Genomic DNA, 15775 nt, shown 5'->3' with positions numbered 1-15775 from the left:
ATTTCGTCGGACTGCCGACTTATCTGCGATCGAGAAGATCAGCTGACGCCCACGCCAATTCGAGCCATCCCAATCATGGACAAGACCGGCCGCAGATAATGCGGCAGGCCGCGCGGTCAGCCCCCCTCGCAGCCGGAACCTAGACTGTGTCCGTGACGAGCGCGCCCACCCCCGTGACTGACACCGTCGAACACGCCGCGACCACCCCCGAGCATCCGCAACCATTCCACGAACTGGGCCTCAAAGACGACGAGTACCAGCGCATCCGCGAGATCCTCGGCCGTCGGCCCACCGATACCGAGCTGGCGATGTATTCGGTGATGTGGAGCGAGCACTGCAGCTACAAGTCGTCCAAGGTCCATCTCCGCTATTTCGGCGAGACCACCACCGACGCGATGCGCACCGGGATGCTGGCAGGGATCGGTGAGAACGCGGGCGTTGTCGACATCGGCGACGGCTGGGCGGTCACCTTCAAGGTCGAGTCGCACAACCATCCGTCGTATGTGGAGCCTTACCAGGGTGCGGCTACCGGTGTCGGCGGCATCGTCCGCGACATCATGGCGATGGGAGCCCGGCCGGTCGCGGTGATGGACCAGCTCCGGTTCGGTGCCGCCGACGCGCCCGACACCCGCCGCGTCCTCGACGGCGTGGTCCGGGGCATCGGCGGCTACGGCAACTCGCTTGGCCTGCCCAATATCGGCGGCGAGACCGTCTTCGACGCATGCTACGCCGGCAACCCGCTGGTGAATGCGTTGTGCGTAGGCGTGTTACGGCAGGAGGACCTGCATCTGGCGTTCGCCTCCGGCACCGGCAACAAGATCATCCTGTTCGGGGCGCGCACCGGGCTGGACGGCATCGGGGGGGTCTCGGTGCTGGCCTCGGAGACGTTCAGCGCCGACGGGGGGGCCGAGAATTCGCGCAAGAAGCTGCCGTCGGTGCAAGTCGGTGACCCCTTCATGGAGAAGGTGCTCATCGAGTGCTGCCTCGAGCTCTATGCCGGCGGTCTGGTGATCGGCATCCAGGACCTCGGCGGCGCCGGATTATCCTGTGCCACATCGGAGTTGGCGTCGGCCGGAGACGGCGGCATGGCGATCGACCTGGACGCGGTGCCATTACGCGCCAAGGAGATGACGCCCGCCGAGATCTTGTGCAGTGAGTCGCAGGAGCGGATGTGCGCGGTGGTTGCGCCGGAGAATGTCGATGCCTTCATGGCGGTATGCCGGAAGTGGGAGGTGCTGGCGACGGTCATCGGCGAAGTCACCGACGGTGATCGGCTGCGCATTACCTGGCACGGCGAGACCGTCGTCGACGTACCGCCGCGCACGGTGGCCCACGAGGGTCCGGTGTACCAGCGTCCGGTCGTCCGTCCCGATACCCAGGACGCGCTCAACGCGGACTCGTCGAAGAAGCTGCCCCGGCCCGGCACCGGAGAGGAACTGCGCGCGACTCTGCTTGCCCTGCTTGACAGTCCGCATTTGTGCAGCCGGGCCCTGATCACCGAGCAGTACGACCGATACGTACGGGGCAACACCGTGCTGGCCGAGCACGCGGACGGCGGTGTGCTCCGTATCGACGAGGCGACCGGCCGCGGCATCGCGTTGTCCACCGACGCCTCGGGGCGCTACACCAAACTTGATCCATACACCGGTGCGCAACTCGCCCTGGCCGAGGCCTACCGCAACGTGGCCGTCACCGGTGCCATCCCGGTGGCGGTGACAAACTGTCTCAACTTCGGCTCGCCGGAGGACCCGGGCGTGATGTGGCAGTTCTCCCAGGCGGTACGCGGGCTTGCGGATGGCTGTGCCGCGCTGGGCATTCCGGTCACCGGCGGCAATGTCAGCTTCTACAACCAGACGGGGTCGACGGCGATCCTGCCCACCCCGGTGGTCGGGGTGCTCGGTGTGATCGATGACGTCAGCCGGCGCATCCCCACCGGCTTGGGGACCGAACCGGGGGAGAGCCTGTTGCTGCTCGGCGACACCCGCGACGAATTCGACGGTTCGATATGGGCGCAGGTGACGGCCGATCACCTGGGCGGGTTACCGCCCGCGGTTGACTTGCAGCGCGAGAAGCTGCTCGCCGAGGTGCTGGCCGCCGGATCACGAGACGGGCTGATCACCGCGGCACACGACCTCTCCGAAGGTGGTCTGGCGCAGGCAATCGTCGAATCGGCCCTTGCGGGGGAAACCGGTTGCCGGATCGTGCTGCCCGAGGACGCCGATCCCTTTGTGGCGCTCTTCTCGGAGTCCGCCGGCCGGGTGCTCGTCGCGGTGCCGCGCACCGAAGAGAGCCGGTTCCGGGCCATGTGCGAAGCCCGGGGCCTGCCGGCGGCCCGCATCGGCGTCGTGGATCAGGCGTCGGACACCGTGGAGGTGCAGGGACTGTTCACGGTGTCGCTGACCGAGTTGCGTGAAACGTCCGAGGCGGTGCTGCCGCGATTCTTCGGTTAAGGCTTCGCGCTCTGGGTTTGGCCGCCGCACTGGTCGGCTGGAGCTTCGTCGGTCCACGCCTGCCCGCTGCATACCGGGTGGCGACGCAGGCCGGTGCCGGCAGCGTGCTGGCTCTGAAAACCGGCGCATCCCTGGGGTTTCGCCCGCCGCAGGTGTGGTCAGGATTGCGGCTGGGCTCGGCGGTAGCCGCCCTGGCCACCGCCGTCATTACCGCGACGACGCCAGTTCCCAGAGTGCGGCTGTCGATGTCGGACCGCGAGTTGCCGCCGTCGGTGCCGGCATGGTTGGGATGGCAGATACCGCTCGGCACGGTGTGGGCCGAGGAGGCCGGCTTTCGCGCAGCGCTGGGCACCACCGCCGCGACAGCCTTCGGCCCGGCGCGTGGCCGCCTACTGCAGGCAAGTGCATTCGGGCTGTCACATGTCGCCGATGCGCGTGCGGGGGGTGAGCCCGTCCTGCCGATCTTGTTGGTGACCGGGATTGCGGGCTGGGTGTTCGGCTGGATGGCCGACCGCAGCCAGAGCCTGACGGCGCCGATCCTGGCGCACCTGGCCATCAACGAGGCGGCCGCGATCGCTGCGGTCGCCGTGCAACGGCGAACGTGCAACAGCTCACATGGCGAGCGATCCGGCGCTTGAAGCCCTACACTTGTTAATTGCCTGTTAAATTCCCAGCTAGAGAGGGCGGCACCGCCGGTGCACAGACTCAGGGCCGCGGAGCACCCGCGGCCGGATTACGTTCTACTGCACATCAGCGACACACACCTGATCGGCGGCGACGGTCCGCTGTACGGCGACGTCGATGCCGACGCTCGGCTGGGTGAACTTCTCGGGCAGTTGGACCACTCCGGGGTGCGCCCCGATGCCATCGTCTTCACCGGAGACCTCGCCGACCGGGGCGAGCCCGCCGCGTACCGCAAGCTTCGCCACCTGGTCGAGCCGTTCGCCGCCTGCCTCGGTGCCGAACTCGTCTGGGTGATGGGCAACCACGACGACCGGGCCGAACTGCGTCGCCTGCTGATGGACGAGGTGCCGTCCATGGCTCCGCTCGATCACGTCCGCATGATCGACGGGCTGCGCATCGTCACACTGGACACCTCGGTGCCGGGACACCACCACGGCGAGCTCCGGGCATCCCAATTAGATTGGCTTGCTGAGCAATTGGCAACGCCGGCGCCGGATGGAACAATCCTGGCCCTGCACCACCCGCCGATTCCCAGCGTGCTGGACATGGCGGTCACGGTGGAGCTGCGTGACCAGGCACCGCTTGGCCGAGTGCTGCGCGGCAGCGATGTTCGGTCCATCTTGGCCGGACACCTGCATTATTCGACGAATGCCACCTTCGTCGGAATCCCGGTGTCGGTCGCTTCGGCAACGTGCTACACGCAGGACCTCACGGTTGCCGTCGGCGGAACCCGCGGCAGGGACGGCGCCCAAGCCTGCAACCTGGTGCACATCTACCCGGAAACCGTTGTGCACTCCGTCATCCCGCTTGGCGGCGGAAACACCGTCGGCACGTTCGTCACTCCGGGTCAGGCGCAACGCAACATCGCCGAAGCCGGCATCTTCATCGAGCCTTCCCGTCGCGACTCGCTTTTCACGCACCCTCCGATGGCGCTGACCTCGACGGCACCGCGAAATCCGGCTGACTGACGTCACCGACGTTTTCCCACGGCGCGGGGATCGGGAAATACCGTTCCAAGAAGCTGATCACCAATTCGGCGCGTTCGGCCGCAGCGACCTCGGGAAAACTACTGTCGTTGAGGCAGAAGAAGTGGCACCGGCGACGCCTGCGTAATTCGGGCAGCAAATCCAGCCCGGCTCGGGTCGTGGTGTTCACATAGAGCACTCTGGCGTTCTCTTGCTGTACCGCGCGACCGGTGAGCAACGCGTAGTAGTGATAGAACGAATTGGTCACCGAGATGTCGGTGCAGGAGCGGAAAGCGCTGGCCTGGGTGCGAGCGAAGTCGTCCGGGAACTCTCGCTCCATCTCCCGCAGGATGCTTTTTCGCAGTGGAACCGCGGTGTGTTCGAGGTGGCGGGTGGTGAGCTGTCCGAACCGCTCGAAGAGCAGTTGCCGGTTCACTCGCGCCGCATTTTCGAAGCCGCTGCGGGTGAGATCGTTGCTTCCCAACCCGATCCGGGTCTTCGCTTCCACGAACTTGCTTACTCCACCGGGTGAGAAGAACATGCTGGCCTTCAGCGGTCGGCCGAAGAACATGTCGTCGTTGGAGTACAGGAAATGCTCACTCAGATCGGCGATGTGGTGCAGTTGGCTCTCTACCGCGTGTGAGTTGTATGTCGGCAACGCGGAGGGATCCGAAAAGTGCTCCACGGCAGGCACAATCGTGATCATCGGATGGTCTGCCAACCACGGCGGTGGTGTCGAGTCGGTCGCGATGAAAATACGGCGGATCCACGGCGCAAACATGTTCACCGAACGCAGCGCGTACTTCAACTCGTCGATCTGGCGGATACGCGCCTCCGCGTCGTCACCCTCGCCGACGATGTGCTCGGATAGCTGCGCGGCCCGGCGAGCGCGGAACGCCGGGTCACTGCCGTCGACCCACGAAAACACCATGTCAACGTCAAAGGTCACGTCGCTGACGTGCGGCGCGAACATACCCTCCAAAGTCGGCCACTTGTAGCCGTAGAGCTTGACGGTCGCCGGAGTCACCTCGGCCCGGGGCAGCACGGTGCGGGTCAGCGAGTTTTCGACCGGGCATCGGATCACCGATTCGTCGAACACCCAGAATTGCAGGTCGACGCCGAAACCCGGACCGTAGCGGAACCCGCCCGGAGCGATACGGCGGCGGTACAGCCGCAGGGTACGCGGATCCGCTGCTGCCGAAAGCCGGCCATGCGCCAACAGTAACGGTGGAAGTGATCGTCCATCAAGCGTTTTGGCATACATCGGTTCGGTGACGCACGCCGCTGCCAAGGCTTTTTCGACAGCGCTGCGCAACTGGATGTCGACGGCCAGAACCGGCCGGTCTTTGTGGTTGCGAACCAGCAGGTACGGAATGTCGGCCCGATTCAGCGTCTTTCGCAGGAAGATCAAATCTTCAATCTGTGCCTCATGCGGGGTCAGACCGCTTTCTAAACGGGCTATCCTGCCTCGGCGGGTGACCACCAGAGGGTTCAACGAGCGCCCAGCGGACCGACCGCCGTCGTACGGGAAGCTTGTTGGCATCGGAACACCGCCTTAAGTCGCACATTGGTTAACGGGAGAATCTCACACTTCTGGCCGAACGGCGCGGCGGGGTGACAATTGTTGCAACACAGAAGATTAGACCGCAGCTCGACACGTGGCCGTAAAGGTGAGTTCATCTCGGCGTTATTGCGGCCGCGCGGTTAGTGTACCCGGTCCTGCTGGTCGGGGACGACGGCGCCGTCGGGTCCGTGCAGTGGACCCTGACCGCCGTCGGATTGGTCGAACCCCTGAGTGGCGCACGAGTACGGTGGGCTCTGCGGCAGCGGATCGATGAAGGTCGGGTTGACCAGCCAGCGGCCGTCGGAGTCGGAGTAGGCCCGGCACATCAGCTCAATCTGATGACGATTCAAGACGAGTCGCAGACCGGTCGCATCGGAGAGGAAGGTGGCGTCGCCGTCAGAGTCGCCGGCGGCGAACACCTGTCGGCGGGATTCGGGAGCCGGCGCAAATGCCGCCGGACCCGAGATGCCCAGCACCTGCTGATTGACGCGGCATCGTTTGCCTTCGTTGAACGGCATCGAAGGTTCCCCGCCGCAGGATGCCAGACGTGGAGTGACCAGGGCGCCGTCGTGTTCGGTGAGCACGCCCATCACCCGGTCGGCGGGAATGCCGACATCTGCCGCCCAGACCCGCACCACAAGCTCGGGTGAGGCGGAGATGACGCGCACGTCGAACCCGTTGGCCTGCAACGTGCCCACGAGATCGCGCATCTGCTGGTAATAACGCACCCAGGCGGTTTGCCGGGTACTGCCGACGGTCTGCTCGGTGCCCTGGAGCGCGTCCAGATTTTCCTGCCTGGCGGCGGCGGCGAATCCGGTGATGTCCGCATCGGTCCAGCCGGCGAGCACCTGCAGCACCCACGCGTCCACCGGCTTCAAGCGCCGATGGTCGTAGCCCTCGAATGCTGTTTCCCCCGAGCGGGTTCGGCCGTTCGAGTAGACAGTCACCAACTCGTCGGCGCAGTCGGTACCTTGGCCGGCACCGGTCGGCAGCGGGTCGCCGGGAGGCGCGAGGCCCCGGCAGGCGGCGGCGAGGGACGCTGCGGCCACGGGGGTGAGGTAGGGGCTCGTGGTGGTCCAGTCTCCGCCTGGCGGTTGACGCACCTTGGCGTTGCGCACCACCCAGTAGAACGTCGCGTTGCCGATGTCGTTTCGGGTCATGGTGTTGTCCCAGTCAAACAACGCCAACGGTGCTTGGCGGCCGACCGGGGCGGTCTTCCCGCAGCTACCCAGCTCGCTGATCATCGCGTTGATCCGGTCGCGGTTGTCGCCATACCAGCTGGGGTCGGCGGCCAGTGTCCGGCATTGACCATGTCCGCCGGCGCCGGTGTCGTGACAGCCGGTGAGCACCAGCAGGGCGGCGTTGACAGCGGCAAGCGCGCGCAGCAGTGATGTCATGATCAGGGGTTGATGGTGTTGTCGCCGATGACCCGGCCCCAGACGTAATCGATGATCACCGGTGAACCCAGGTCGAAATGGTTGTACGGCGCCAGGTTGGCGCCCACGTCCATCACCAGATACGGGGCGGGCCACAGGTCGCGGGTGATCTTCTGCCAGCAGCCCGGTTTCCCGCCCGGCCCGCCGCGGGCGTTGGTCCTGGGCAGGTTCTCCGGCCAGGTGTACGGATTGGGTGCACCCGAGATCGCACCCGACGACGTCGCCCCGAGCGCATAACCGTTGAAGCCGAGTGCGTTTCGGATCCGAGGCGCGACTTCGTCGTAGTTGCGTATCGTGCACATGATTTCGGGGCTGTACTCGTCGAGCAGCTCGGCGGTGGGCGTCAGGTCGGCGGCCCCCCGCGCCAGATACGGTCCGCCCCGCTCGAATACCGGCGACGCGGTGTCGGCGAATCCGGCGGCCGCCAGCAACGCCGCATCCAGCTCGTTGCGCTGCCCACTGACGGTGCGTGCCGTCGTCGCCGCCTGGTCGAGAGCCGCGAGTAGATCCGGTGCGGCGTCGGCGTAGACGTCACCCAGTGCCGCCAGGCGCTGCACGTCGCGGCGCGCCGCAGGAAGCTGCGGGTTCAGATCGTCGAGGATTGCGTTGCCGTTGGTCAGCGAGGCGCCGAACTTGTCACCCAGACCGGCCAGTGCCAGACCGGCCGCGCTCAGTGTCAGGTTCAGCTTGATCGGGTCGACCTTCTCCGCGATCGCCGTCAGCGTCTGGAACAGTGTGTTGAATTCGGTGGTCACCTTCGTTGCATCGATCAGGACAGTAGGCGTGATGTGTTGGGGCACAGGCTCTTTCGGTGAGCTGAGGGAGACATATTTGTTGCCGAACACGGTGGTCGCCTTGATCTCGGCGGCCACATTTGCCGGAATCTGAGGGATGTACTTCGGAAAGATGTCCAGGACGAACTGGGCTGCCGGGACGCCGTCGCGGTCGATCTCGGAGATGCTGGCAACTCGACCGATCTGTACGCCGTTGTAAGTGACCTTCGCACCCCGGTCCATCACCAGGCCGGCCCGCGGCGCAACCATCATCAACTTCGTCTTGGCGGTGAAGTTCCCGCGGAACTGCCAGTACAGCGCGCCCAGCACGAGCGTCAGCGCCACCAGCGTGATAAAGCCGATGGTTCGGTAGGGTGGCCGCGCGCCCGAACGACGACGCTCCATGATTCTGAGACCCTAAGGTATGGCCGCCCGTCAGAAAGCCGATCCGGCAAAGACACGGCAGGTTGTGTCGGCGATGGCCGACTGGCTGCGTGACGAAAGCCGCCCCGCGCCGGAACGGGCCGATCTCGCGAGCGCCGTCCGGCTCACGGCGCGTACCTTGGCCGACGTAGCGCCCGGTGCCAGCGTCGAGGTGCGAATACCGCCATTCGTGGCCGTGCAGTGCATGTCCGGTCCTCGGCATACCCGGGGAACGCCGCCGAACGTGGTGGAAACCGACCCGCGCACGTGGCTGCTGGTGGCAACGGGGCTGTTGGGGTTCGACGAGGCGGCGGCAAGTGGCGCGCTGGCCCTTTCCGGCGCACGGGCCTGTGACATTCAACACTGGTTACCTCTGCTCGGTTTAGCCTCGTGACCTGCTCTGATCTGCGCGTAACCGGCGACACGGCGTTCTTGGCGGGCGCAACACGCCGCTTTGGTTGCGTCGCCGGGCCGCGGTGCCCGTAGACTCCGTGATGTCACCAACCGCGCCCTAGGGAGCCGCCAAACCGTGACCGCGCAGCAGCCCGAGCAAGACTTCAGTTCGCCTCGTGAAGAGTGTGGTGTATTCGGGGTCTGGGCCCCGGGTGAAGATGTCGCCAAGCTCACCTACTACGGCCTCTACGCGCTACAGCATCGCGGCCAAGAAGCCGCGGGCATCGCCGTGGCCGACGGATCCCAGGTGCTGGTCTTCAAGGACCTCGGCCTGGTGAGTCAGGTTTTCGACGAGCAGACCCTGGCGGCCATGGAAGGCCACGTCGCCATCGGGCACTGCCGCTACTCCACATCCGGCGACACCACCTGGGAGAACGCCCAGCCCGTTTTCCGTAACACCGCGGCGGGCACCGGAGTGGCCCTGGGCCACAACGGAAATTTGGTCAACGCCGCCGAACTGGCAGCGCGCGCCCGAGACGAGGGTTTGATCGCCAAACGGGCACCGGCTCCCGCGACCACGGACTCCGACATCCTCGGCGCCCTGTTGGCACACGGAGCGGCCGACGCCAGCCTGGAGCAGGCCGCGCTGGAATTGCTGCCCACCGTGCGTGGCGCGTTCTGCCTGACGTTCATGGACGAGAACACTCTGTACGCCTGCCGCGACCCGCACGGCGTGCGGCCGCTGTCGCTCGGACGGCTGGATCGCGGCTGGGTGGTGGCCTCCGAGACCGCCGCCCTCGACATCGTCGGCGCTTCGTTCGTCCGGGATATCGAACCGGGTGAACTGCTTGCCATCGACGCCGACGGCGTGCGGTCCACCCGATTCGCCAACCCCACGCCGAAGGGCTGCATCTTCGAATACGTTTACCTGGCCCGACCCGACAGCACCATCGGCGGCCGGTCCATTCACGGTGCCCGGCTGGACATCGGCCGCCAACTGGCCCGGGAGTGCGCCGTCGACGCGGACCTGGTCATCGGCGTGCCCGAGTCCGGTACTCCGGCCGCGGTGGGTTACGCGCAGGAATCCGGCATTCCCTACGGGCAGGGGCTGATGAAGAACGCCTACGTCGGGCGCACCTTCATCCAGCCGTCGCAGACGATTCGCCAGCTCGGCATCCGGCTCAAGCTGAACCCGCTCAAAGAGGTGATCCGCGGAAAGCGACTCATCGTCGTGGACGACTCGATCGTGCGCGGAAACACGCAGCGCGCGCTGGTGCGCATGCTGCGGGAAGCCGGAGCGGTCGAGGTACACGTGCGGATCGCCTCGCCGCCGGTGAAATGGCCTTGCTTCTACGGCATCGACTTCCCCTCGCCGGCGGAGTTGATCGCCAACGCCGTCGAGGACGAAGGGGAGATGCTCGAGGCGGTGCGGCACGCGATCAATGCAGACACCCTCGGCTACATCTCACTGCGCGGTCTGGTCGCGGCGACCGAGCAACCCGCGTCCCGGCTGTGCACCGCGTGCTTCGACGGCACATACCCGATCGAGCTGCCCAGCGAGAGCGCGCTGGGTAAGAACGTCATCGAGCACATGCTGGCCAATGCCGCGCGTGGCGCCGGCCTGGGCGACCTGGCGAAGCGGGACGCTCCGGAAGTTCCCGTCCGGCGCTGACCGAACCTCCGCTGAGGGTAAGTGTTACCGGCGGCGCCTGCCGCCCGGTAGCCTTTATCGCGATGACGGATCCCGATCACGGCGCCAAACGCGGCGCCGGCAACCAGGGCATCACCTACGCTGCGGCCGGGGTGGACATAGCAGCCGGTGACCGCGCTGTCGATCTGTTCAAGCCGCTGGCGACCAAGGCCACCCGTCCCGAGGTGCGTGGTGGGCTCGGTGGCTTCGCCGGATTGTTCGCGCTGCGCGGCGATTACCGCGAACCGGTGCTGGCCGCCTCTACCGACGGTGTGGGCACCAAGCTGGCAGTCGCCCAGGCGATGGACAAGCACGACACCGTCGGCCTGGATCTGGTCGCGATGGTGGTCGACGACCTCGTCGTGTGCGGCGCCGAGCCATTATTCCTGCAGGACTACATCGCCGTCGGCCGCACGGTTCCGGAACGGGTCGCTGCGATCGTGAGCGGCATCGCGGAGGGTTGCGTGCGCGCCGGCTGCGCGCTGCTCGGAGGCGAGACCGCCGAACATCCCGGCTTGATGGAGCCGGACCACTATGACATCTCGGCCACCGGCGTCGGCGTGGTCGAAGCGGACGACGTCCTGGGGCCAGACCGCGTCAAACCCGGCGACGTCATCATCGGCATGGGTTCCTCGGGTCTGCACTCCAACGGATACTCGCTGGCCCGCACCGTGCTGCTGGAAATCGACCGGATGAACCTGGCCGGCTACATCGAGGAGTTCGGCCGCACGCTGGGCGAAGAATTACTCGAGCCCACCCGGATCTACGCCAAAGACTGCCTCGCACTGGCCGCCGAGACCCAGGTGCGCACGTTCTGCCACGTCACCGGGGGAGGGCTGGCCGGCAACCTGGAGCGCGTCATCCCGCACGGCCTGGTCGCCGAGGTGGATCGGGGCACGTGGACCCCCGCGCCGGTGTTCGCCATGATCGCGCAGCGTGGTCGCGTCGCCCGCCCTGAGATGGAGAAGACGTTCAACATGGGCGTGGGCATGATCGCTGTCGTCGCTCCCGAGGACACCGACCGGGCGCTGGCCATTCTGACCGCCCGTCACCTGAATTGCTGGGTGCTGGGCACGATTTGTAAGGGTGGAAAAGAAGGCCCGCGAGCCACGCTCGTCGGGCAGCACCCCAGATTCTGAACGGCTTCAGTGCCGCACGGCACGGGGCTCGGTCAGATTCAGCGGCGCCAGTTGTCCTCGTCGTCCCACGAATCCCCATCGGCGTGGTCGGATTCACCGGTGCTCGTGCTCGTCCCTGACAGCTCGCGCTGAAGCCGCGTGAAGTCGGTCTGGGGGGAGCTGTATTTCAGTTCTCGAGCAACCTTGGTCTGCTTTGCCTTTGCCCGGCCGCGGCCCATGGGGGAACCCCCTCGCGAAATAACGGAGCGGCCTAACAAGTAGGCGGCTCCGATCTCTAGTGTCGTTATTGTCCTGCCGACAGCTTACCGTGCCGCGCGGCCGAAGGTGGCCGCGCCCTGCCCGGCCGCCCATGGCGGATGTCACAGTCGGTCATCGGCTGCCGCCGCGCAGTCGATCGACAGCCAGCCTGCCTGCGCCCGTCCCATCCACGGGCGGCAGCGACTCGGCGTCGATCACCGCCGCGACCTCGCCGTTTGTGCCGGTCGTCAACTCCGTGTCAGCGGGGATACCCCGCTTCACCAGCGCCAGCGCGACCGGCCCGAGGTCCACGTGCTCGACCACCGTGCCCAGCCGACCGACGGCGCGGCCGGCTGCGGACACCGTGGCACCGGTCGACGGTAGGTCCGCCGAGCCGTCCAGGTGCAACAACACCAGCATCCGCGGCGGTTTACCCAGGTTGTGCACTCGTGCCACCGTCTCCTGGCCGCGGTAGCAACCCTTGTCCAGGTGCACGGCGCCCTCGCCGGGGCCGCCGATCCACCGCACCTCGTGCGGGATAGTGCGCTCGTCGGTGTCCACGCCCAACCGTGGGCGCAGGGCGGAGACCCGGTGTGCCTCGTAGGCCCACACACCGGCGGGACGAACACCTGCCTGGGTCAGACGCCGCCGCCAGTCGGTCGCGGCGTCACGCGCCACCACTAGGTCCAGCTCGGGGGGGCCCGCCGGGGTGCTCGGCATCCGGCGCACGAACCCACCGCCGGGCAGGGGGGTCGCCGACCATTCGGGAGGCAGCGCATCGATGCCGAGTGCCGCCAGTATCGAAGGCTCGCCCAGCTGCGGCCCGAGCAGTGACAGCACCGCCAGGTCCGCCGGGCGCGCAGTGACGTCGGACCAGAAAACCATCTTGCGCAGGTAATCCAGCAGTGGGTCGCCGCGCCACGGCTCGGTGTCCAGATAGGTGGTGCCGCCCAGTTCGGTCTGCAGCCAGTGATCCTCGACCCGGCCCTGGCCGTCGAGGCTCAGGTTCTGCGTGGCGGCGCCGTCGGCGAGCCGGCTGACGTGTTGGGTAGAGATGCTGTGCAGCCAGGACTGACGATCCCCCCCGGTCAGGGTGATCACGGCACGGTGCGAGCGGTCGACAGCGATGGCATCGGTCTGGCCGGCCCGCTGCTCGCCGAGTGGATCGCCGTAATGCCAGATCGCACCGGCGTCGGGGCCGGGATCGGGGGCGGGGACTGGATTCATGTGCGCCGCTCCTCATCGCTTAGCCCCCCGGACACAGGTCAACTCTACGGCGGCCCACACCCGCCGCACGCTCCCGGCGATGACCGGGGCGATTAGGCTCACTCCCCATGACGGGTGTGGTCGTCACTCTGGACGGCGAAATCCTCGAATCGGGGACGCCGTTACTGCACGCCGACGACTTGGCGGCAGTGCGCGGCGACGGAGTTTTCGAGACGCTGCTGCTACGCGACGGCCGGGCATGTCTGATCGAGTCGCACCTGCAACGGCTGGCCCATTCGGCGAAATCGATGGACCTGCCCGAACCGGACCTGCCGCGGTGGCGTGAGGCGATTGAGCTGGCGACCCGGCGGTGGCTGACGGACACGGCCGACGAGGCAGCGATGCGGTTGATTTACAGCCGCGGCCGGGAGAGCGCGCCCACCGCACCGACCGCGTATGTGATGGTCAACCCCGTCCCGGACCGGGTGACCGCGGTACGCCGTGACGGCTTGGCGGCCATCACCCTCGACCGGGGTTTGCCGGCCAAGGGGCTTGACGCCATGCCCTGGCTGCTGGCCAGCGCCAAGACCCTTTCCTACGCCGTCAACATGGCCGCCCTGCGGCACGCCGCCGGCCAAGGCGCGGGTGACGTCATCTTCGTCAGTACCGACGGTTACATCCTGGAAGGCCCGCGCTCGACGGTGGTCATCGCGGTTGCCGGAGACGACGGCCGCCCGTGCGTGCTCACCCCACCGCCGTGGTTCCCGATCTTGCGGGGAACCACCCAGCAGGCGCTGTTCGAGGTTGCCCGCGGCAACGGCTACGACTGTGACTACCGCGCGCTGCGCAGGGCTGATCTTGTCGCGGCGCAAGGCATCTGGCTGGTTTCCAGCATGACGCTGGCAGCGCGGGTGCACACTCTGGACGGCCGCTGGCTGCCCCGCGTGCCGTTCGCCGATACCTTCGCCGAGCTGGTCGACGCCGCCATCGTCAGCGATCGCTGAGCGCTTAATTGTGTTGTCGGCGGGCTGGAGTCGCGGTAGCGTCGGCTGTACACAAGGAAGGAGGTGGTCCGCGAAATTGATAGCTTCATGGACATGTGAGGTGGCTGCGCGCTAGCTGCATTGGCTCGGAAGAGTCAGCGATCTACGCGCGCTGGCGAATTTCCCGCAGCCACCCGGCCCCCGAGCGTCCGGTCTGTCCAACCGGAGCTTCGCTCGGGGGCCGCTCCATTTCTGGGCTGGCTACTTCGTTGCCCTGGCCACAATCTGTTCGGCCAGCCGCGCGCCTCCGTCGGTGATGTCGCTACCGCACGCCTGAACCTCGACGACCAGGTCGCCCGTGGCGCTGAGCGCATGCTGGCAGGTCCGACCGTTGTTGTCGGTTTCCGCACGTGTCATGGTGATCTTCGGTGCGGCGCCGTTGAGCTCGCCGAAGGTCCACTCCGTGCTCTTGGTCGGTCCGGCGAAGGTGACGGTCTTGTTGGCGCACGCCCGCCACTTCCCGGCCGATGACTCCACGAATGCCTGCGCCTTCTCCGCTGACGGGAACTTCGCGACGGCTTCGACCACCCGGTGCGCGTCACCGGGCGATTGGACCACCTGGGTGTGGATTCCGGTGGGATCGTGGGGCCGATACACCGATTCCTGGAATGGTTCGAACGCTGCCAGACACTCCGGATCGGACAGTGTGCCCTGCGGGGTTCGTAGTTGGTCGCTGTGTGCACTTTCCTTCATGTTGGGGTCGCCCAGCACGTTGCCGATGTCGGCGGCACCGAGCAGGATTGCCGCTGACTCGGCCGGGGCGGCGACCCCGTTTGACGCTCCGCTCGGCCTGGCCGCCGCGGGCTTCCGGGTATTTCCGCCGCCGCTACTGGCAAACACCACGATCAACACGATGGCCACAATGGCTGCCAGAGCGGCGCCACCGATGATGAGCAGCTTCTTGTTGGACTGCTGACCGGCGCTGGGGGCGGGTGCGGCATGCCCCGTGGTGGGACGGGCCGGTGGCGTAGCCGCGGGCGCACTCGCGGCAGGTGTCTGGGGTGCGCTGCCCGACGGGCCGGCCGGGGCGGTGGCGGCCGGTGGTCCGGCCGGCGCGCCGTCTTTGGCCTCGATCTCGGCGAGTACGTTGTCGATCTCGGTCCGGGTCCGGTAGGTGACGTCGTGCCGCATCCGCAGCATCCGCAGGAGCTGGGCGATGTCGCTGCGTGCGCTCGGGTCGTCGCCGTCTTCGTCGAGTCCCGACCGCAACTCGACCAGCAATTGCAGCTGCTGCTGGGGAGTGAGCTCCTTCTCCGACAACGTGTTGCCCAGCCGCATGATGTAGCCGAACGGCACCGGCGGCTCGTCGGGCAACGGTGAGGGCAGCGGCGGCGCCTTCTCGCGCATCGCATGGATCGCGGTGACCAACTGGATGCCGGCGTCGACGGTCGGTTTCTGGTAGTCGATGATCTGCAGCGTGGAGACTGGGTTGACCCGAACGCTGTCCACCGGCCCCACCTTGACCGGCAGGATCGGGCGATTCAGGGCCTGCGCGTAGCGCAGCTCGGCCTGGCTGGGCTTGGACTGCAGCCAGTTGTTGGACAGTGCGACGATGAAAACGTCACAGGAGCGGATCTGCTCCAGGATGGCGTTCCACCAGGCGTCACCGCCGCCGAGTTCCTGGTCGAACCAGACCTTCTGCTGAGCACGCTTCAACGCGGTCGTCAGCGCTTCGAGCGACGTCCTGTCTTGGCTCGAGTAGCTGATGAATAGGGCCACGGCAGTCTCCTCAATTGAGGCAGATGGGAAGCTGATACGGCGAAACCGTCATG

General features: G+C 66.8%; 13 protein-coding genes. 7 read left to right on the top strand and 6 right to left on the bottom strand.

The window, feature by feature from the left end:
• Positions 1–173: 173 nt before the first annotated feature.
• Genes purL through cpdA form a run of 3 tightly spaced genes read left to right on the top strand, consistent with a single transcriptional unit; the run spans position 174 to position 4102 of the window.
• Positions 174–2450: a phosphoribosylformylglycinamidine synthase subunit PurL gene (purL, locus tag AC5Y7D_RS12730; protein ID WP_499924462.1), complete on the top strand. Its 2277-nt coding sequence runs from the start codon at positions 174–176 to the stop codon at positions 2448–2450.
• Positions 2438–3088 carry an Rv0804 family intramembrane glutamic endopeptidase gene (locus tag AC5Y7D_RS12725; protein ID WP_499924461.1) on the top strand — a complete coding sequence of 217 codons (651 nt, stop codon included), beginning with the start codon at positions 2438–2440 and terminating at the stop codon, positions 3086–3088. Before purL ends, AC5Y7D_RS12725 begins: the two co-directional genes overlap by 13 nt.
• 57 nt (positions 3089–3145) lie before the next feature.
• Positions 3146–4102 (top strand): 3',5'-cyclic adenosine monophosphate phosphodiesterase CpdA, encoded by a 957-nt coding sequence (gene cpdA / locus AC5Y7D_RS12720; protein WP_499924342.1) that lies wholly within the window; start codon positions 3146–3148, stop codon positions 4100–4102.
• On the opposite strand, the gene AC5Y7D_RS12715 is transcribed toward cpdA, so the two are convergent.
• The 3 genes from AC5Y7D_RS12715 to AC5Y7D_RS12705 all read right to left on the bottom strand — a co-directional run bounded on the left by AC5Y7D_RS12715 (position 4047) and on the right by AC5Y7D_RS12705 (position 8277).
• Positions 4047–5642 (bottom strand): stealth family protein, encoded by a 1596-nt coding sequence (locus AC5Y7D_RS12715; protein WP_499924340.1) that lies wholly within the window; start codon positions 5640–5642, stop codon positions 4047–4049. The two genes, cpdA and AC5Y7D_RS12715, sit on opposite strands and share 56 nt — an antisense overlap.
• 161 nt (positions 5643–5803) lie before the next feature.
• A complete protein-coding gene (locus AC5Y7D_RS12710) occupies positions 5804–7060 on the bottom strand; it encodes a haloacid dehalogenase-like hydrolase (RefSeq protein ID WP_499924339.1) in 1257 nt (418 codons plus the stop codon).
• A gap of 2 nt (positions 7061–7062) precedes the next feature.
• Entirely contained in the window at positions 7063–8277 is a 1215-nt protein-coding gene (locus AC5Y7D_RS12705) for an MCE family protein (RefSeq protein WP_499924338.1), read from the bottom strand.
• A 19-nt stretch (positions 8278–8296) separates the two neighbouring features.
• Between AC5Y7D_RS12705 and AC5Y7D_RS12700 the strand changes: the two genes are divergently transcribed.
• From AC5Y7D_RS12700 to purM, 3 genes are all read left to right on the top strand, one after another.
• Positions 8297–8689, top strand: coding sequence for a sterol carrier family protein (locus tag AC5Y7D_RS12700; protein WP_499924337.1), 393 nt, complete (start codon positions 8297–8299; stop codon positions 8687–8689).
• Positions 8690–8824: 135 nt separating this feature from the next.
• Entirely contained in the window at positions 8825–10360 is a 1536-nt protein-coding gene (gene purF / locus AC5Y7D_RS12695) for an amidophosphoribosyltransferase (protein WP_499924335.1), read from the top strand.
• Positions 10361–10422: 62 nt separating this feature from the next.
• Positions 10423–11517 (top strand): phosphoribosylformylglycinamidine cyclo-ligase, encoded by a 1095-nt coding sequence (gene purM / locus AC5Y7D_RS12690; protein ID WP_499924333.1) that lies wholly within the window; start codon positions 10423–10425, stop codon positions 11515–11517.
• A 38-nt stretch (positions 11518–11555) separates the two neighbouring features.
• Here purM and AC5Y7D_RS12685 read toward each other — a convergent pair whose 3' ends face one another.
• A complete protein-coding gene (locus AC5Y7D_RS12685) occupies positions 11556–11735 on the bottom strand; it encodes a DUF3073 domain-containing protein (RefSeq protein ID WP_499924332.1) in 180 nt (59 codons plus the stop codon).
• A 151-nt stretch (positions 11736–11886) separates the two neighbouring features.
• Positions 11887–12981 (bottom strand): CAF17-like 4Fe-4S cluster assembly/insertion protein YgfZ, encoded by a 1095-nt coding sequence (gene ygfZ / locus AC5Y7D_RS12680; RefSeq protein WP_499924330.1) that lies wholly within the window; start codon positions 12979–12981, stop codon positions 11887–11889.
• A gap of 116 nt (positions 12982–13097) precedes the next feature.
• On the opposite strand from ygfZ, the gene AC5Y7D_RS12675 reads away from it, so the two are divergent.
• Positions 13098–13964: an aminodeoxychorismate lyase gene (locus AC5Y7D_RS12675; RefSeq protein WP_499924460.1), complete on the top strand. Its 867-nt coding sequence runs from the start codon at positions 13098–13100 to the stop codon at positions 13962–13964.
• Between the two features lie 240 nt (positions 13965–14204).
• Here the strand turns inward: AC5Y7D_RS12675 and AC5Y7D_RS12670 are convergent, their stop codons facing one another.
• Positions 14205–15722, bottom strand: a complete 1518-nt coding sequence (locus AC5Y7D_RS12670; protein WP_499924329.1) for a sensor domain-containing protein — start codon at positions 15720–15722, stop codon at positions 14205–14207.
• Positions 15723–15775: the final 53 nt, after the last annotated feature.

The sequence above is a fragment of the Mycobacterium sp. NGS49 genome, from assembly GCF_059812565.1.
Note: the sequence above shows the minus strand (reverse complement) of the source record. Positions and strands in the feature narration are given on the sequence as shown.

Bases quoted from the DNA above. Each gene is read 5' to 3' on its own strand.
- AC5Y7D_RS12715 (WP_499924340.1), bottom strand. From the start codon at position 5,642: ATGCCAACAAGCTTCCCGTACGACGGCGGTCGGTCCGCTGGGCGCTCG.
- AC5Y7D_RS12710 (WP_499924339.1), bottom strand. From the start codon at position 7,060: ATGACATCACTGCTGCGCGCGCTTGCCGCTGTCAACGCCGCCCTGCTG.
- AC5Y7D_RS12705 (WP_499924338.1), bottom strand. From the start codon at position 8,277: ATGGAGCGTCGTCGTTCGGGCGCGCGGCCACCCTACCGAACCATCGGC.
- AC5Y7D_RS12700 (WP_499924337.1), top strand. From the start codon at position 8,297: ATGGCCGCCCGTCAGAAAGCCGATCCGGCAAAGACACGGCAGGTTGTG.
- purM (WP_499924333.1), top strand. From the start codon at position 10,423: ATGACGGATCCCGATCACGGCGCCAAACGCGGCGCCGGCAACCAGGGC.
- AC5Y7D_RS12685 (WP_499924332.1), bottom strand. From the start codon at position 11,735: ATGGGCCGCGGCCGGGCAAAGGCAAAGCAGACCAAGGTTGCTCGAGAA.
- ygfZ (WP_499924330.1), bottom strand. From the start codon at position 12,981: ATGAATCCAGTCCCCGCCCCCGATCCCGGCCCCGACGCCGGTGCGATC.